The following is a 17,603-nucleotide window of genomic DNA, read 5'->3' as shown; positions in this document are numbered from 1 at the left end:
TGCTTCGCAGGCCAGCGGGAGCAAGCTCCCTCGCCACGGTGAGGTTGTGTGGCGCTGAATTAGGGATCGACCCTGCTCGCGATCACGTCAGCCAGACTGTCACTATTACCGGATGATTTCTCCTCGGTCCCGGTGATGTTTCCATGCGTTTAATTTCGTGACTTGGCAGTCATCATGCAAGAAAACCTACTCATCTTCTTCCAATCAGATCCGATGATGGCGTTCCGTCAAAGAATCGTTAAACTGCGCCTGCATTCATCTTTCTCCTCGAGGCGCTGTCGATGAAATTTCGTTTTCTGTTGTGGATGCTGGGGCTGTTGATGGGCAAGGCCAGCCGGACCAATCCGGCGTTCCAGCAACAGTTGGGCGACAAGGAGTTGGTGTTTCAGCTGCAAACACTGGACGGCAAGGTCGCGCGGCATTTCATCGTCAAGGATCAGCGCATCACTAGCCAGTCCGGCACTTATCCGACCCCGGCGTTCGCCATCGCGTTCAAGGACGCGGCCTATGGTTTTGCGACGATGCAGGCCAAGAACAAGCAGTTGGCGTTCATGACGGGGATCCAGGACAAGTCGATCCAGATCAAGGGCAACCCGGCGTTGGTGATCTGGTTTCAGGGATTGATCCGGTATTTGAAGCCGAAGAAACCGAAAGCCTAGCGACGACCCCCGTGGCGAGGGAGCTTGCTCCCGCTGGGTGGCGCAGCCGCCCCAAATGGGCTTGTGTGATCTTCCCGCAATTGTGTATCGGCGGGTTTACGACTGCTGGGCAGCCGAGCGGGAGCAAGCTCCCTCGCCACAGAAGCTCAGTCGCCTTCAGTCGTCAGGTTGGGCCAGGCGCAGCTTTCAGCTATGGAACTGCGAAGCCAGTTCCCGCAGCAACACCTCAGCCTCCAGCACCTTGCTGACGACATCGTTGGCCTTTTCCCGCGTCAAACCCACACGTTCGAGCAACGCATCGGGGATTTCCTCGTCCGGGCCCGAGCCGATGCTGCGCGCCCGGAGCAGGCGCACGGCCAGGCACACCAGGTTCGGGTAGGCGGCGTATTCGCCGTCGTAGTGCGGGTCGTGCTGGAAGCGCAGGGCGGTCGCCAGTTCGTCGGGCATGTCCCAGTAGCGCATCAGCCAGGAGCCGATCTGCTCGCGACTGATGCCCAGCAGGTGTTGTTCCACGTAGCTGTGGCACAGGTGAGGGTTGACCTCCAGGTGCCGGCACATCAATGAGAAGTGCGGCGGGAACACGTGGGCCAGCAGCAGGTAGCCGAAGTTGTGCAGCAGGCCGGAGAGGTAGGTCAGGCCGCCTTCAGGGCGCTGGGCGCGCGGCATGGCGCGGGTCAGGCCTTCGATGACGGCGGCGGTGTAGATCGACTGCTGCCAGTAAGGCGTGGTGTGTTGCGGGTGGTCCTTGGGCAGGCTCAGGGTCTTGCCCAGGGCCAGGCCAAGCGCCAGGTTGATCACCAGGTCGAAGCCCAGCACCCGGACGATGGCATCTTCCACCGAGCGAATCTTGCCCGGCGATGCGTAGTACGGCGACGCCGCCCAGCTCACCACTTGCGCGGCCAGGGCCGGGTCGGTTTCCACCACGCCGGTGATGTCATCGATGGTTGCGTCCGGATCGACCCGCAGCTTAATGATTTTCTGCGCCGTTTCGGCCAGCGGCGGGATCTCGATGGTTTCTTCCAGGCGCTGCTGGATGCGGCGCGCCGTGAAGGCCTGCACCGCCTGGGTGATCTCCGCGCGGTCGTCGTGCGGACGGTCGAGGTTGGGGGTGATGTTGCTCACGGCTTCGCCGAAGGTGGCGGCGCTGGCCTTGGTGAGCATGGTCTTGAAGGCTTCGCTGGTGACTTCCAGCAACAGCCCCGGCTCGCCGGAGTTGATCAGCAGCTTCGGTTCGCGCAGCAGGCTTTCTTCGTACAGGCAGGGCGAGCTGGTCAGTGCCGGCAGGCCGGGCAGCAGGCTCAGGCTGTGTTTACCGAGCATGCGCTCCAGGCGTTCGGTGGGCACCGCCGTGAGTTTGCGGCCGGTGAGTTCGGCCAGGCGGTTGAGGTCCAGCAGCTGGCTTTGCGGAAACAGCACCATGAGCGCGCCGACGGCGTCGTGCAGCAGAACCGCCTGCACCTTGCGGGCCGGGTTCAGGCCGGGGCGTTCGAGCACTTCGTCAAAGCCGATGCCTAATTTCTCGAGCAGCAGCCGAATTACAGACGGAGCGTGCGGGATTTCGGGGGCGAGGGCAGCTTCTGTCATGGTCTGTATCCGTTTTCCTACAAGTTGGTCAGTATAACCAGCTTGTCCGGCACGCGGGTCCTGAAAACTGAGCGCGTGCTCACACTTGGCCGTATTGCTGCCCATGACGCAGCCAGCGATCCAGCAGCGGGCTGACGTGATCGGGCCAGCGTTCCAGCAGCGCCTGGGCGGCGTCGCGCACGGCGGGGAGCAGATCGGCGTCGCGCATCAGGTCGGCTACCTTGAATTGAAGCAGACCGGTCTGCCGAGTGCCGAGCATTTCACCCGGACCGCGCAATTCGAGGTCTTTTTCGGCGATGACGAAGCCATCGTTGGTTTCACGCATGATGCCCAGCCGTTGGCGACCGATTTGCGACAGTGGCGGGTGATACAGCAGCACGCAATGGCTAGCGGCGCTGCCCCGGCCGACTCGCCCGCGCAACTGGTGCAACTGCGCCAGGCCCAGGCGCTCGGGGTTCTCGATGATCATCAGGCTGGCGTTGGGCACGTCGACGCCGACCTCGATCACGGTGGTGGCGACCAGCAGTTGCAGGGCGCCGGCCTTGAACTCAGCCATCACCGCGGCTTTCTCGGCGGGCTTCATGCGGCCGTGGATCAACCCGACCTTCAACTCGCCGAGGGCGGCGGTGAGGTCCTCGAAGGTGGTTTCGGCCGCCTGGCAGGTCAGTTCTTCCGATTCTTCGATCAGCGTACACACCCAATAGGCCTGCCGACCCTCGGCACAGGCGCTGCGCACGCGCTCGATCACTTCCACCCGTCGGGTATCGGTGACCAGCACGGTATTGACCGGCGTGCGGCCGGGAGGCAGTTCGTCGAGGATCGAGGTGTCGAGGTCGGCGTAGGCGCTCATCGCCAGCGTCCGCGGGATCGGCGTGGCGGTCATGATCAGTTGATGGGGGCACATCCGCCCACCGACGCCCTTCTGGCGCAGGGCCAGGCGCTGTTGCACGCCGAAGCGGTGTTGTTCGTCGATGATCACCAGCGCCAGGTTCTTGAACTGCACTTCGTCCTGGAACAACGCGTGGGTGCCGACCACCATCGGCGCGCCGTCGGCGATCTTCGCCAGGGCCGCCGCACGGTTCTTGCCCTTCAGCTTGCCGGCCAGCCAGGCGACTTCGATGCCCAGCGGTTCGAGCCAGCGCTGAAAGGTAATGAAGTGCTGCTCGGCCAGAATCTCCGTGGGCGCCATCAACGCCACTTGATAACCGGCTTCCAGAGCCTGGAGCGCGGCGAGGGCGGCGACCACGGTCTTGCCGGCGCCGACGTCGCCCTGGATCAGCCGCAACATGGGTTCGGGCTGGCTCAGGTCGTAGGCGATTTCGTTGCCGACCCGCTGCTGGGCGCCCGTTGGAGTAAAGCCCAGGTTGGCCAGGTAGCGCACCGGCAGCTCCCGGGCCTTGGGCATGGCCGGGGCGCGCAACGAGCGCAGGCTTTCGCGCAGGCGTTGCTGGGACAGTTGATGGGTCAGCAGTTCTTCGAAGGCCAGGCGATGCTGGGCCCAGTGATGACCCAGGGCGAGTTCGTCGATATCGGCATCCGCCGGCGGGTTGTGCAGGTAGCGGATCGCGTCGGCCAGCGGCGCCAGTTGATAGTCCCGGGCCAGTTCGGTGGGCAGCCAGTCGGGCAGGCTGCTGGGGCCGAGCAGGGTCAGGGTCTGCATGCACAGCTGACGCAGGCGCTGCTGGGTCAGGCCCTCGGTGAGCGGATAGACCGGGGTCAGGGTTTCATCCACCGGCGGCGGTTCGTCGCCAGTGATGGCGCGGTATTCCGGGTGGTAGATCTCCAATCCCGACGCACCGGGTCGCGCCTCGCCGTAGCAACGCACACGAGTGCCGCGCTTGAGGCCTTCCTTTTGCGCATTGCTGAAATGATAGAAGCGCAGGCTGAGCCCGCCGGTGCCGTCCTGCAGACGCACCACGAGGCTGCGGCGGCGGCCCATGACCACGTCGGCACCGCTGACGGTACCTTCGATCACCGCATCCTGTCCCGGACGCAAATGACCGATGGGTACGACACGGGTGCGATCCTGGTAGCGCAGCGGCAAGTGGAACAGCACGTCCTGGAGGTTCTCCAGGCCGACCTTGGCCAGTTTTTCGGCCATGGCTTCACCGACACCCTTGAGCGCCGTGACCGGCACCTTCGACAGCTCAGTCATGGCAGCGGCTTACTTGGCGGCGGGCGGCTTGGCCACGGAACACAGGCGGATCGAGTCAGCAAGGATCTCGATGGCCTTGGGTCGCGGGAAGCTGGCGCGCCAGGCGATGGCAACGGTGCGGAACGGCGCCGGTGGTGTCAGCGGGCGGACTTCGATCACGCCGGGTGCGTAGTGATGGCTGTCCACCGCCGACAGCGGCAGGATCGAAATGCCCAGGCCCGAGGCGACCATGTGGCGGATGGTTTCCAGTGAGCTGGATTCCACCGTGGTGTGCTTGGCGCCTTCGCTGCCCTTGGTCAGCGTCGGGCAGGCTTCGAGGACCTGGTCACGGAAACAGTGGCCTTCGCCGAGCAGCAACAGACTCTTGTCGTTGAGCAGGCCGGTGTCGATGGTTTTTTTCTGGGTCCAGGGATGCTGGGCCGGCATCAGGACGTAGAACGGTTCGTCGTAGAGCGGCAGGGTCAGCACGTCGGCTTCGTTGAACGGCAGGGCGATGATGATCGCGTCCAGTTCGCCATTGCGCAGTTTGTCGCGCAGCACGTGGGTAAAGTTTTCTTCGATGTACAACGGCATCTGCGGGGCGACCCGGTGCAGTTGCGGAATCAAGTGCGGGAACAGGTACGGGCCGACGGTGTAGATCGCGCCGACTTTCAGCGGGGCCGTCAGCTGGTTCTTGCCGGCCTGGGCCAGCTCACGGATGCCTTGGGCTTGCTCCAGGACTTTCTGTGCCTGGGCAACGATGCCTTCGCCGACCGGCGTCAGGCGCACGGCACTTTTGCTGCGCTCGAAAATCAGCACGCCGAGCTCGTCTTCGAGCTTTTTCACACCCACCGACAAGGTCGGCTGGCTGACGTGGCACCGCTCGGCCGCATGGCCGAAGTGCTGCTCTTGGGCGAGGGTGACGATGTAGCGTAATTCTGTGAGGGTCATGGCGAGCGTCCGTGAAGTTGCGAGCCAAGCATACCGGCTGCAATCGATAGACGCACGTTATCAGACTGCGGGGTCGGTGCGACACTGGGTAATGTTGGCAGCGTCGTTGCCGGATATGAGTCAGCTACCTTTCGATGCCTCTGTCATGTACCCACTGTGGCGAGGGAGCTTGCTCCCGCTGGACTGCGTAGCAGGCCCCTGATCTGGCTCTGGCTGCTACTGCGCGCCCAGCAGTTTTGGGGCCGCTTTGCGGCCCAGCGGGAGCAAGCTCCCTCGCCACAGGGTTCAATGTGTCTTCTGATCAACGCCGACGCTTATCGATGGAATACACAAACGGTGCCGTCAGTTCGATAGTGCCATTGGTCAGCAGCTCGGCCGGTGGCTTGGGCAGCGGTTGGGCGCGGCGGATCATCTCCAGGGTGGCACGGTCCAGGGAATCGGTGCCGGAACTGCCCACCAATTCGAACGACAACACGTTACCCTCGGCATCCACCACGAAGCGCAGGCGGTTGGTGCCTTCCTTGTTCATCTGCTGGGCCCGGGGCGGGTACTTCTTGTACTTGCCCAGGTGCGCCAGCAGCGTGCCTTGCCAGTTGGCCTTGGCTGCCATTTGTGCGGGCGAAGGGCCGGGTGCCGGTTGCGCCGACTTCTCGGTCGGTGCCTGGGTCGGCTGGGTGTCGGCGGGCTTCTGCTCCGACGGCGGTTCCTTCGGCGGCTCCGGCTTTTTTTCCACCGGCTTGGGCTTGGGCGGTTGTGGCTTTGGCTTGGGCTTGACCGGCTTGGGCACCGCGATTTCAGCCTTCGGCGCTTCGGCGAGTTTGGGCAGCGGCAACTCTTCCACCGGTTCCGGAGGGCGCGGTGGGGTGACGACTTTCGGCGGTGCAGGCGGTGGCGGGGCGGGAACCGGTGCCAGCTCGACCATCATTGCCTGGGGCGGCAACTCGATGGGCGGGCGGGACGTCCAGTTCAGCGTCAGGGCGATGGCGAGCGCATGCACGCCCAGCACCACGGCCAGGCTACCGCTGTAACGCGTCAGCTTTTGGCGCGTCGTGATCATTTCTTCGACGCCGTCTCGAGTCCGACCAGGCCGACCTTCAGGTAGCCGGCGCCGCGCAGGGCGTCCATCACGCTCATCAAGTCGCCATAGTCCACGCCCTTGTCGGCCTGGAAGAAGATCGTCGTGTCCTTCTTGCCCTGGGTCTTGGCATCGAGGACGGCGCCGAGGTTCTCGGTCTTGACTTCGTCTTCGCCCAAAAACAGCCGCTGGTCAGCCTTGACGCTGAGGAACACCGGTTTCTCCGGCCGTGGCGAGGGCTTGGCCGTCGAAGCGGGGAGGTCGACCTTGATGTCCACGGTGGCGAGCGGGGCCGCGACCATGAAGATGATCAACAGCACCAGCATCACATCAATGAACGGTGTGACGTTGATTTCGTGGTTCTCGGCCAGATCGTCGTCTGCGCCTTCTTTCAAATGCAGGCCCATGGCCGATTACCCCACTTTCACCATGTGCGGTTGCGAGCCGCGCTCGGGCGGCAGGTGGTCGAGGTCGCGGCTGACCAGCAGCAGCACTTCGGCCGAGGCGTCGGAAACCTGCGCCTTGTAGCCGGCGATGGAGCGGGCGAAGACGTTGTAGATGACTACCGCCGGGATCGCGGCGACCAGGCCCAGGGCGGTCGCCAGCAGCGCTTCAGCGATCCCGGGGGCCACGACGGCGAGGTTGGTGGTCTGAGTCTTGGCGATGCCGATGAAGCTGTTCATGATGCCCCATACGGTGCCGAACAGGCCAACGAACGGCGCGGTGGAACCGATGGTGGCGAGCACGCCGGTGCCGCTGCTCATGTTGCGACCGCAGGCGGCGACCAGGCGCTCAAGGCGGAAACTCACGCGCTCCTTGATGCCTTCCTTTTCGCGGCTATTGGCCGATAGGCGCATCTCTTCGAGGGCGTCGTGCACCAGCAGGTTGGCGAGGGTGCCTTCCTTCGCCGCACTGGCGCTGGCTTCCTTGAGGGTGGCAGCCTTTTTCAAGGCGGCGATCTCGCCGCGCAGGCGACGCTTGGCCCCCAGCAGTTCGAAGCCCTTGGCGATCCAGATGGTCCAGGTGATGATCGAAGCGATGGCCAGGCCGATCATCACGGCTTTCACGACGACGTCGGCGTTCTTGTACATGCCCCAAGGGGACAGGTCGTGGGCCATGCCGAGGGTATTGTCGGCCTCGAGCACTTCAGGCGCGTCGGCGGCGGTGGCTTCGACGGCCTGGGCCGGAGCGCTGGCCGTCGGTGCTGCATCCGGGGCGGCCGTTTCGGTAGGAGCCTGGGTGGCCGTCGGTGCGCTGGCGGGGGTCGTTGCGGGCGTCTGTGCATCGGCGAACGCAGCGACAGGTACCAGCAGCAGGCTGAACAACAGGGCTGCCGCGGCGCCCCAGGCGCGAGGTCGGTTGGTTGGCGAAGCGGAGGATAGAGAGTGTTTCATGCTGGCCGGACCTGAGAGGAAAAGAGGGTTGATGTTCTTCCAGGCCTCGTGGGCCGAGAACAAAAGTGGGGGGCATTATTGCAAGTAATTCTTGTTAACAGAAGTAATAGAGTATCTTTTTTTCTCGCATTGCTAGCCGTCCATCCCCTCCGGGGGCTAGTCTGGGGCTTTACCAGAGGAGTTTTGGATGTCTGCGCCTTCTGTTTTGATCGCCGGTTGCGGTGATATCGGCGGCCGCCTGGCCAGCCAGTTATTGGCCCAGCAATGGCAGGTGTATGGCGTGCGTCGCACGGTTGCAAACCTGCCAGCCGGGGTCATCGGGGTTGCAGGCGATTTGTTCAGTGAGCAGTGTCCAGCCGACTGGCCGACCGGGCCGCTGGATTATCTGGTCTACAGTGCTGCTGCCACCGATCATGACGAGGCGGGTTATCGCCAGGCCTATGTCGAAGGTTTGCAGCATGTGCTGGGCTGGTTGAAGCAGCATGGACAGCAGCCCAAGCGTTTGTTGTTTGTCTCCAGCAGCAGCGTGTACGGGCAGCAGAAGGGCGAGTGGGTCGATGAGACTTCGCCCACTGAAGCCAGCGGTTACTCCGGTCGGTTGATGCTCGAAGCCGAGCAGGTTGCGCTCGACAGCGGCATCCCGGCCAGCCGCGTGCGTCTGACCGGCATCTATGGTCCGGGCCGCGAATGGTTGCTGAGTCAGGTGCGCCAGGGCTATCGCGTGGTGATCGATCCGCCGCTCTACGCCAATCGCATTCATGCCGACGACGCGGCTGGGCTGCTGGCGTTTCTGCTGGAAGCGGATCGACAGGGCAAAGCGCTGGACGATTGCTACCTCGGCGTCGACGACGCCCCTGCGCCACTGGCCGAGGTGGTGGGCTGGCTGCGCGAGTACATGGGTGTTACCGAGTGGGCCGAAGACGCCAGCGTGCGCCGCGCCGGCAGCAAGCGCTGCAGCAACGCCCGAGCCAAGGCCTTGGGCTGGACGCCGCGTTATCCGAGCTTTCGCGAAGGGTATGCGGCGATTCTGGATGGGCGCTGCTGATTTTCCATACGCCACATACCCTTGCGGGAGCGAGCCTGCTCGCGATGAGGCCCTCCATCCAACATCTTCGTTGGCCGGAATGACGCTATCGCGAGCAGGCTCGCTCCCAAAGGAGGGATATCTGTTCGGGCTATTGCTTCTCCAACACCCAACGCCGATCACCCGGCGTAAACGACGGCATTTCATCCGCCAGCGCCGCGTTCACTGTCTGGAAGATTTCCAGCGTCTTACCGTTGCGGGCGAAGATCCAGGCATTGCCCTGGCCGTTCTGTTGTAGCCAGATGTTGTCGTTGCCGCCGCTCATGGAGGCGCAATCGCCGGCCAGGCACAGTGCGTAACGGTCGGCGCCGGGCAGGCCGCTGACCTGGCCGTCGGGCTGGAACTGCACGCTGGCGCCTTGGCCGGGGCCGTTGACGATGTTCCAAGTGCCACCCAGGTAGGCGGCATACAGCGCCCGCTCGAAGCTGGCGCCGATGGGCGCGCCTTCTGGAACCTGGACCTGCGCCCGATCGAACAATTGCTGCGGTTCGTTTTCAGTGGCGGCCTGGCTCAACTGATCACCGTCACGCTTCAGCTCACTGGCGGAGCTGCCGTAGAACTCGACCTTCCACGCCCCGTCTTCTTCGCCCAGCAACTTGCCTTCGACATTTTCAAACCCGTTGGTGTAGCGCGCCTGGCCGGCACGGGTGTTGATGTCCCATTCCAGGTTCGGGCCGTAGGCTTGCAGCGCTTCGCGAAGAGGGCCGCCCTTGGCGGCAGCGTCGATGGCCGCCTGGTTGATCCAGGTGCCGCTGATGTCACGATCGGCCGGGTCGCTGGCGCAACCGCTCAGAAAAAGGGCAAGCAGCGAGAGAGCAAGCGCTTTGCGCATGGCGGAATCCTTTCAAAACGAAAACGGCGCAGCGGGAAGGCTGCGCCGGGCGTGTTACTCGATGACCAGGATGGCATCCATTTCGACCTGCGCACCCTTGGGCAGGGCCGCCACGCCGATGGCCGCGCGGGCCGGGTAAGGCTGTTCGAAATATTTACCCATGATCTCGTTGACCTTGGCGAAGTGGCTCAGGTCGGTAAGGAAGATGTTCAGCTTGACGATGTCCTTGAACGAACCGCCAGCGGCTTCGGCCACGGCCTTGAGGTTCTCGAACACCTGCACGGTCTGGGCTTCGAAGCCTTCGACCAGCTCCATGGTTTTCGGGTCCAGCGGGATCTGGCCCGACATGTACACGGTGTTGCCCGCCTTGATCGCCTGGGAATAGGTGCCGATGGCGGCCGGGGCCTTGTCGCTGTTGATGACGGTTCTGGTCATGTATGACTCCTTGTTGTGGAAGGGCTACGCGCGCATGCGGGTGATGCGGATGACGCCGGTCAGGGCGCGCAGTTTCTTGATCACGCGGGCCAGGTGCACGCGGTCGTGCACGCTGACCACCAGTTGGACGACGCTGATGCGGCCATCGCGTTCGTCCATGCTGATTTTCTCGATATTGCCGTCGGCGGCGTTCACGCTGCTGGCCAGCAGCGCGATCAGGCCGCGCTGGTGCTCCAGCTCGACCCGCAGCTCGACATTGAATTCGCCGGTGACATCCTTGGCCCAGGACAGCTGGATGCATTTTTCCGGGTTGTGGCGGATTTCGCTGATGTTGCGGCAGTTTTCCAGGTGCACCACCATCCCCTTGCCAGCGGAGAGGTGACCGACAATCGGGTCGCCCGGAATTGGCGTGCAACACTTGGCGTAGCTGAGCACCAGGCCCTCGGTGCCACGGATTGCCAGCGGCCCTTCGGGGCTTGGCAGCTGTTCGCCTTCACCAAGCAGGCGACGGGCGACGACGTAGGCCATGCGATTGCCCAGGCCGATGTCTTCGAGCAGGTCCTCGACCAGTTCGAGGCGGTATTCATTGAGCATCGCCTGCACGCGCTCGGGCGGGATGTTGTCCAGCGAGCTGTCGAAACCGTTCAGCACTTTGTTCAGCAGGCGTTCGCCCAGGCTGATGGATTCGGACCGGCGTTGCAGTTTCAGGGCGTGGCGAATGTGCGTGCGCGCCTTGCCGGTGACCACGAAGTTGAGCCAGGCCGGATTCGGTCGTGCGCCGGGTGCGCTGACGATTTCCACCGTGGAACCGCTTTGCAGTGGCTCGGACAACGGTGCCAGGCGCCGGTTGATCCGGCAGGCGATGCAGCTGTTGCCGACGTCGGTGTGGACCGCGTAGGCGAAGTCCACCGCCGTGGAGCCTTTGGGCAGCTCCATGATCCGGCCCTTGGGCGTGAAGACATAGACCTCGTCCGGGAACAGGTCGATTTTCACGCTTTCGATGAATTCCAGGGAGTTGCCGGCGCGTTGCTGCATTTCCAGCACACCCTTGACCCACTGTCGGGCCCGGGCATGAGTGCTCTTGGGTTGCTCGTCGCCGCTGGATTTGTAGAGCCAGTGGGCGGCGATGCCGTTGTTGGCCATCTCTTCCATTTCGCGGGTGCGGATCTGGATCTCGATCGGTACGCCGTGCATGCCGAACAGCGTGGTGTGCAGCGACTGGTAGCCGTTGGCCTTGGGGATCGCGATGTAGTCCTTGAAGCGGCCCGGCAACGGTTTGTACAAATTATGCACGGCGCCCAGCACGCGGTAGCAGGTATCGACCTTGTCGACGATGATACGGAACGCGTAGACGTCCATGATCTCGTTGAAGGCCCGACGCTTGCCGCGCATTTTCTTGTAGATGCCGTAGAGGTGCTTCTGCCGGCCGCTGACCTCGCCTTCGATGCCGTCGATAGCCAGGCAGTGGCTCAGCGACTCTTCGATCTTGTTGACGATTTCCTTGCGGTTGCCCCGGGCGCGCTTGACAGCCTGGTTGATGCGCGCCGACCGCATCGGGTGCATGGCCTTGAAGCCGAGGTCTTCGAACTCGATGCGGATCGCATGCATGCCCAGGCGGTTGGCGATGGGCGCGTAGATTTCCAGGGTTTCCTTGGCGATGCGCCGGCGTTTTTCGCCGGACAGCACTTCCAGGGTGCGCATGTTATGCAGGCGGTCGGCGAGCTTGACCAGGATCACCCGGATGTCGCGCGCCATGGCCATTGCCATTTTCTGGAAGTTTTCGGCCTGGGCCTCGGCCTTGGTCTCGAAGTTCATCTGGGTCAGTTTGCTGACCCCGTCGACCAGTTCGGCCACGGTTTCGCCGAACTGCGCTTGCAGTGCTTCCTTGGCGATGCCGGTGTCTTCGATCACGTCATGGAGCATGGCCGCCATCAGGCTCTGATGGTCCATGTGCATGTCGGCAAGAATGTTCGCCACCGCAAGCGGGTGCGTGACGTACGCCTCGCCGCTGCGGCGGCGTTGGCCGTCGTGGGCTTGTTCGGCGTAGAAATAGGCTCGGCGGACCAGATTGACCTGGTCCGTGCCGAGGTAGGCCGATAAGCGATCGGCGAGGGCGTCTATGCTCGGCATGATGACTCCTGCCGTCTGCTGTGACCCCGCGCCGTGCTACGTCGACCAGGCATAGGCTTAGACCGCCTCGTTGGACTCGTCCTCGAACGCTGCGAACAGCGGTTCGTCCTCGACGATTTCAGCGTTGGCGATGAACTCGTAGCTCATCAGGCCCTCGGCGATTTCACGCAGCGCTACTACGGTAGGCTTGTCGTTTTCCCACTGGACCAATGGCTCTTTGCCGCCGGTGGCCAGTTGACGGGCACGCTTGGTAGAGAGCATGACCAGCTCAAAGCGGTTTTCCACGTGTTCTAGGCAGTCTTCAACGGTTACGCGGGCCATGGTATTCCTCGGAGCGAATGCAATATGCGCGCTGCCCGGTTGGGCGAGCGGACTCGACAGTTTAAAAAAACACCAGCGTTTAGGGAAGCGCTGATTTTTTGAGCAAGCCCTGAATGGCCTGTGTGGCTGATGCGTGCACCCAACTTCGGCGCCAGTATTTGCCTCGCTGCGTTGCCATTCCTCGCCGTAGCTGGCTACGACTCGTCATGGCGCCTTGCGCGGCAAACCCTGGCACTCGAATTTGAATGCACGAATCAACCGTACAGGCCACAGTCGCGCTGCGAGTACCAATGTAAAGCCGTCGCAACGGTTTTGGGAAGGGCTGTTCAGCCCAGTAGTTCGGCCAGCAATTTACCGAAACGTTGCTGCTGGCGTTTCTGTTGCAGCTGGTTGGCGCGGAAAATCGCCTTGAGGTCGTCCAGCGCATGGGCGAAATCGTCGTTGATGATCAGGTAATCGTAGTCCACGTAGTGGCTCATTTCGCTGACCGCTTCGCGCATCCGGCCGTCGATGATCTCGTCGCTGTCCTGGCCACGGTTGGTCAGGCGCTGGCGCAGGGCCTGCTGGCTCGGTGGCAGGATAAAGATCGAGCGGGCCTGGGGCATCAGCTTGCGCACCTGCTCGGCGCCTTGCCAGTCGATTTCCAGGATCAGGTCGTGGCCTTCGTCCAGGGTCTGCTGCAGGTAGCTTTGCGAGGTGCCGTACAGGTTGCCGAAGACTTCGGCGCGCTCCAGGAAGTCGCCGTGTTCGGCCATCTTCACGAACTCTTCGCGGTCGACGAAGTGGTAGTTCACGCCGTCCACTTCACCGGGACGCATGGCGCGGGTGGTGTGTGAGACCGAGACGCGAATCTGCGGCTCGGCGTCGATCAGGGCCTTGACCAGGCTGGTCTTGCCGGCGCCCGAGGGCGCGGAAATGATGTAGAGAGTGCCGGTGCTGTGGGTCATGTCGGGTTAGCCTTACTCAATGTTCTGCACTTGTTCGCGCATCTGCTCGATCAACACCTTGAGGTTGACCGCCGCCTGGGTGCTGCGCGGGTCGAAGGCCTTGGAGCCCAGTGTGTTGGCTTCGCGGTTGAGCTCCTGCATCAGGAAGTCGAGGCGGCGACCGGCCGCACCGCCGGACTTGAGCACCCGGCGAACTTCGATGATGTGGGTGCTCAGGCGATCCAGCTCTTCAGCCACGTCGCTTTTTTGCGCGAGCATGACCATTTCCTGTTCCAGGCGCTGCGGGTCCAGCTCGGCCTTCATGTCGGCAAAGCGGTCGAGGACTTTCTGGCGCTGGGTGGCAAGCATCTGCGGGACCAGTTCGCGCAGGGTGGCGACGTCCTCTTCGATGGAGGTCAGACGTTCGTTGATCAACCGGGCCAGTTCCGCGCCTTCACGCTCACGCCCGGCCTTGAGTTCCTTCAGGCCTTGGTTGAACAGCGCCAGGGCCTCGGCGTTCAGCGCCTGCGGGTCGCTCGCGTCACCCACCAGCACGCCGGGCCAGGCCAGCACTTCCAGCGGGTTCAGGGCGGCGGGATTGTTGATCAGGCTGGCAACGGTTTCGGCGGCGGCAACCAGTTGCGCGGCCCGCTCTCGATCCACCTGCAAGGTTTTACCGGTGCTTTCTTCGGTAAAGCGCAGGGTGCATTCCAGTTTGCCCCTGGACAGGCCCTGGCGCAGCGCTTCGCGCACGCCGCCTTCCAGGTCGCGGAAGGACTCCGGCAGGCGCAGGTGCGGCTCCAGGTAGCGGCTGTTGACCGAGCGCAGTTCCCAGCTCAGCGTGCCCTGGGGCCCGGCCTTCTCGACGCGGGCGAAGGCAGTCATGCTGTGCACCATGGAGGTTCCTCGCAATGCAGGCCTGTCACGACCTGGTATCTGTGAATAAAAGCCCAAGGGCCGCAAAGGCGCAGGATTGTAGCGCAGTGAACCCCATGCTCCCAAACCGTGCATGCGACAAAGCGCTACAGCCCGTCGGCCGGGCCGTTGCGCGGCCCGGAGCGCCGCGGTTTTTTGAACTGCGCGACGTTTAAACTGCCTTATGGCGGTTCACGGCTTTATAATGCCGGCAGTTTTCCGTCCTCAGTACAGGTGTTCCCTATGAAACGTCCAAGTGGTCGCGCTGCCGATCAGCTCCGCTCGATCCGCATTACCCGCAACTACACCAAACACGCCGAGGGATCTGTACTGGTCGAATTCGGTGATACCAAGGTCATCTGCACCGTCAGCGTCGAAAATGGCGTGCCGCGGTTCCTCAAGGGCCAGGGCCAGGGTTGGTTGACGGCCGAGTACGGCATGCTGCCGCGGGCCACCGGCGAGCGGAACCAGCGTGAAGCCAGCCGTGGCAAGCAGGGCGGTCGCACCCTGGAAATTCAGCGCCTGATCGGCCGCTCGCTGCGTGCGGCACTGGACATGTCCAAGCTGGGCGATGTGACCCTTTATGTCGATTGCGACGTGATCCAGGCCGATGGCGGTACCCGCACCGCGTCTATCACTGGCGCCATGGTCGCGCTGGTCGACGCCTTGAAAGTAATCAAGAAGCGTGGCGGCCTCAAGGGTGGCGATCCGCTCAAGCAGATGATCGGTGCAGTCTCCGTGGGTATGTACCAGGGCGAGCCAGTGCTGGACCTGGACTATCTGGAAGACTCCGCGGCCGAGACCGACCTGAACGTGGTCATGACCAGCGCCGGCGGCTTCATCGAAGTACAGGGCACCGCCGAGGGCGCGCCGTTCCAGCCGGAAGAATTGAACGCTATGCTGGAATTGGCGAAGAAAGGCATGAGCGAGATCTTTGAACTGCAAAAGGCCGCATTGGCTGACTGATCGATTCTGTCCCGGACAAGGAGAATGTCATGAGTGATGAACAAATCCTGCTGCCCCAGCCGAGCAAAGAGGCGCGTCAATGGGCGATGTTTTGTCACCTGTCCGCCTTGCTGGGGATCTGGATTCCGTTCGGTACGCTGATCGGGCCACTGGTGCTCTGGCAGCTCAAGCGTGAGTCCGATCCGTTTATCGATGCCCAGGGCAAGGAAGCCCTGAACTTTCAGATTACTGTGGCGATTGCTTCGGCGATCAGTCTGTTGCTGATGGTCGTGGTGATTGGCTTCTTTCTGTTCGGGTTGATTGCGATCGGTGCGTTGGTCTTGACCATCATTGGCGGGGTCAAGGCCAATGAGGGGCAGGCGTATCGGTACCCGTTCACCTGGCGACTGGTCAAGTAACGGACCTGTGGGAGCGTGCTTGCTCCCACATTCGTTTTTCTCTCGAAAATAATTTGTACCTACCGAAGATCACATGTGGGAGCGAGCCCGTTCGCGATAGGAATCTATCTACAAACAGGCGCCCCTACGTTTTTGGTTATTTTTGACTGGGCGGCATTCTGGCTCTCCGAAAGTTATTGGGAAACGGATATTCACACCAACTAAATCAGAATTGTCCGACTTGTAAATCGTACCCATATATGCAAGTCACCTAATTGTTAAAACCATCTTACATTTTCAGTCACAACTAAAAGCACCTGTCCCTATTTATGTCCTTGGCAACAACCTTTATCGATTGCTAAGGTTCCCCACAGTCTTGTTCACCAAGAAATCTATCGACGTATCCCGGCCATTGAAGGCCCTCGGATCTCGAGCGCAATTCGCGTTAAATCAACCTATTCAAGAGACGGGCCCAGGTAAACAGGTTCCCTCTGAATATCCAGCCCAAGAATAAACTCAATGGTTCAACTCGATTTCTATGGAACACTGGTTGCCGCCTCTCTAGTACTTCTGCTGGGTCGCGGACTCGTCGCACGTGTCGGTTTTTTGCGTGCCTATAATATTCCCGAGCCTGTCGCGGGCGGTCTCGTAGTTGCTCTGGTGCTCTTGATACTGCGGTTTGTTGATATTGAAGTACGGTTCGATACTTCATTGCAGACGCCTTTGATGTTGGCTTTCTTTGCCACCATCGGGTTGAGCGCAGACTTCGCCAGCCTGAGAAAAGGCGGGCGTGTCGTGGGGATCTTCCTGTTGGCAGTGACCGGGCTTCTGGTGGTCCAGAACGCATTGGGCATCGGGCTCGCCACGACGTTGGGGCTCGACCCGCTGATGGGTTTGCTGACGGGGTCGATCACCTTGGCGGGTGGGCACGGGACCGGTGCTGCCTGGGGAACGATGTTCAGCGAGAAGTTCGGGTTGGCCTCTGCCTCGGAGCTGGCGATGGCCTCAGCGACGTTCGGCCTGGTACTGGGCGGCCTGATTGGCGGACCCGTCGCCCGGGTGTTGATCAAGCGTGCCCCGAAACCCCGCCCTGAGCCTGAGAAACCCTGGCTACCGAAGGGCTTTGAGCAACCGAACAAGGAGCGCTCGATCACCCCGTTTTCGTTCATCGAGACCCTGGCGCTGATCGCGGTCAGCCTGCTGGCAGGCACTTTGCTCAATGGCTGGCTTCATGACACTGCATTCGAGCTGCCGACCTTCGTCTGTGTCTTGTTCGTCGGCGTCGTGTTGCGCAACGGCCTGTCCGCGCTTGGTGTATATCAGGTGTTCGAGCGGGAGGTGTCGGTGCTGGGAAATGTCAGCTTGTCGTTGTTCCTGGCGATTGCACTGATGTCGCTCAAACTCTGGGACCTGGCGGCGCTGGCGTTGCCGATATTCATCATCCTTGCCGCCCAGGCGCTGGTCATGGCGTTGTTCGCGATTTTCGTGACATTCAGAATGATGGGGCGCAACTACGATGCCGCGGTACTGGCGGCTGGGCACTGTGGTTTCGGCCTGGGTGCCACTCCGACGGCCATTGCCAATATGCAAGCGGTGACCCAGCGCTACGGCGCTTCGCAGATTGCGTTCCTGGTGGTGCCGATGGTGGGAGCGTTTTTCATCGACATCATTAATGTCATCGTGATCAAGTTGTACCTGGCGCTGCCAATGTTTGCCACTGGCTGAAGCCCGAATGATATCGGCCAAAAAAATGCCCGTATCTTGCGATACGGGCATTTTCTTTAGCCGGTCGACTGCCTCGGACTGATTGAGGCCACTGG

17 protein-coding genes are annotated in these 17,603 nt (G+C 62.1%); 5 read left to right on the top strand and 12 right to left on the bottom strand.

Features of this window, described 5'->3' with window-relative positions:
- Positions 1 to 281 precede the first annotated feature (281 nt).
- The gene (locus tag ACLEJQ_RS14900) at positions 282 to 659 is read left to right on the top strand and encodes a helicase (protein WP_440796173.1); all 378 of its coding nucleotides are present in this window, start codon (positions 282 to 284) and stop codon (positions 657 to 659) included.
- A 186-nt stretch (positions 660 to 845) separates the two neighbouring features.
- Here ACLEJQ_RS14900 and ACLEJQ_RS14895 read toward each other — a convergent pair whose 3' ends face one another.
- The 6 genes from ACLEJQ_RS14895 to exbB all read right to left on the bottom strand — a co-directional run bounded on the left by ACLEJQ_RS14895 (position 846) and on the right by exbB (position 7,797).
- Positions 846 to 2,243: an HDOD domain-containing protein gene (locus tag ACLEJQ_RS14895; protein WP_440796171.1), complete on the bottom strand. Its 1,398-nt coding sequence runs from the start codon at positions 2,241 to 2,243 to the stop codon at positions 846 to 848.
- 79 nt (positions 2,244 to 2,322) lie between these two features.
- Positions 2,323 to 4,398 (bottom strand): ATP-dependent DNA helicase RecG, encoded by a 2,076-nt coding sequence (gene recG, locus ACLEJQ_RS14890; protein WP_440796169.1) that lies wholly within the window; start codon positions 4,396 to 4,398, stop codon positions 2,323 to 2,325.
- A gap of 9 nt (positions 4,399 to 4,407) precedes the next feature.
- A complete protein-coding gene (locus ACLEJQ_RS14885; RefSeq protein ID WP_440796167.1) occupies positions 4,408 to 5,328 on the bottom strand; it encodes a LysR substrate-binding domain-containing protein in 921 nt (306 codons plus the stop codon).
- A 301-nt stretch (positions 5,329 to 5,629) separates the two neighbouring features.
- Complete coding sequence (locus ACLEJQ_RS14880; protein WP_440796165.1) at positions 5,630 to 6,385, bottom strand: energy transducer TonB; 756 nt, start codon at positions 6,383 to 6,385, stop codon at positions 5,630 to 5,632.
- Entirely contained in the window at positions 6,382 to 6,810 is a 429-nt protein-coding gene (gene exbD, locus ACLEJQ_RS14875; protein ID WP_440796163.1) for a TonB system transport protein ExbD, read from the bottom strand. The genes ACLEJQ_RS14880 and exbD overlap by 4 nt, the downstream gene beginning before the upstream one ends.
- Positions 6,811 to 6,816: 6 nt before the next feature.
- A complete protein-coding gene (gene exbB, locus ACLEJQ_RS14870; RefSeq protein WP_440796161.1) occupies positions 6,817 to 7,797 on the bottom strand; it encodes a tonB-system energizer ExbB in 981 nt (326 codons plus the stop codon).
- Positions 7,798 to 7,984: 187 nt separating this feature from the next.
- Between exbB and ACLEJQ_RS14865 the strand changes: the two genes are divergently transcribed.
- On the top strand, positions 7,985 to 8,842 hold the full coding sequence (locus ACLEJQ_RS14865; RefSeq protein ID WP_440796159.1) for an SDR family oxidoreductase: 858 nt from the start codon (positions 7,985 to 7,987) through the stop codon (positions 8,840 to 8,842).
- Positions 8,843 to 8,972: 130 nt separating this feature from the next.
- On the opposite strand, the gene ACLEJQ_RS14860 is transcribed toward ACLEJQ_RS14865, so the two are convergent.
- From ACLEJQ_RS14860 to ACLEJQ_RS14835, 6 genes are all read right to left on the bottom strand, one after another.
- Positions 8,973 to 9,713: a hypothetical protein gene (locus tag ACLEJQ_RS14860; RefSeq protein ID WP_440796157.1), complete on the bottom strand. Its 741-nt coding sequence runs from the start codon at positions 9,711 to 9,713 to the stop codon at positions 8,973 to 8,975.
- Positions 9,714 to 9,767: 54 nt separating this feature from the next.
- Complete coding sequence (locus tag ACLEJQ_RS14855; protein WP_440796155.1) at positions 9,768 to 10,148, bottom strand: RidA family protein; 381 nt, start codon at positions 10,146 to 10,148, stop codon at positions 9,768 to 9,770.
- A gap of 24 nt (positions 10,149 to 10,172) precedes the next feature.
- Positions 10,173 to 12,278 (bottom strand): bifunctional GTP diphosphokinase/guanosine-3',5'-bis pyrophosphate 3'-pyrophosphohydrolase, encoded by a 2,106-nt coding sequence (gene spoT / locus ACLEJQ_RS14850; RefSeq protein WP_440796153.1) that lies wholly within the window; start codon positions 12,276 to 12,278, stop codon positions 10,173 to 10,175.
- 57 nt (positions 12,279 to 12,335) lie between these two features.
- Positions 12,336 to 12,599: a DNA-directed RNA polymerase subunit omega gene (gene rpoZ / locus ACLEJQ_RS14845; RefSeq protein ID WP_003177259.1), complete on the bottom strand. Its 264-nt coding sequence runs from the start codon at positions 12,597 to 12,599 to the stop codon at positions 12,336 to 12,338.
- A 326-nt stretch (positions 12,600 to 12,925) separates the two neighbouring features.
- The gene (gene gmk, locus ACLEJQ_RS14840) at positions 12,926 to 13,546 is read right to left on the bottom strand and encodes a guanylate kinase (RefSeq protein ID WP_440796151.1); all 621 of its coding nucleotides are present in this window, start codon (positions 13,544 to 13,546) and stop codon (positions 12,926 to 12,928) included.
- A 12-nt stretch (positions 13,547 to 13,558) separates the two neighbouring features.
- Complete coding sequence (locus tag ACLEJQ_RS14835) at positions 13,559 to 14,422, bottom strand: YicC/YloC family endoribonuclease (protein WP_440796149.1); 864 nt, start codon at positions 14,420 to 14,422, stop codon at positions 13,559 to 13,561.
- A 261-nt stretch (positions 14,423 to 14,683) separates the two neighbouring features.
- Between ACLEJQ_RS14835 and rph the strand changes: the two genes are divergently transcribed.
- The 3 genes from rph (at position 14,684) to gltS (ending at position 17,508) form a co-directional block, all read left to right on the top strand.
- On the top strand, positions 14,684 to 15,406 hold the full coding sequence (rph, locus tag ACLEJQ_RS14830) for a ribonuclease PH (RefSeq protein WP_024780256.1): 723 nt from the start codon (positions 14,684 to 14,686) through the stop codon (positions 15,404 to 15,406).
- Between the two features lie 29 nt (positions 15,407 to 15,435).
- On the top strand, positions 15,436 to 15,804 hold the full coding sequence (locus ACLEJQ_RS14825; protein WP_245139844.1) for a DUF4870 domain-containing protein: 369 nt from the start codon (positions 15,436 to 15,438) through the stop codon (positions 15,802 to 15,804).
- A 498-nt stretch (positions 15,805 to 16,302) separates the two neighbouring features.
- A complete protein-coding gene (gene gltS, locus ACLEJQ_RS14820; protein WP_440796147.1) occupies positions 16,303 to 17,508 on the top strand; it encodes a sodium/glutamate symporter in 1,206 nt (401 codons plus the stop codon).
- Positions 17,509 to 17,603: the final 95 nt, after the last annotated feature.

Origin of the sequence: Pseudomonas sp. SMV71 (assembly GCF_052042015.1) — a bacterium.
Classification (GTDB): Bacteria; Pseudomonadota; Gammaproteobacteria; order Pseudomonadales; family Pseudomonadaceae; genus Aquipseudomonas.
This window is presented reverse-complemented; position numbering and strand designations above follow the sequence as displayed.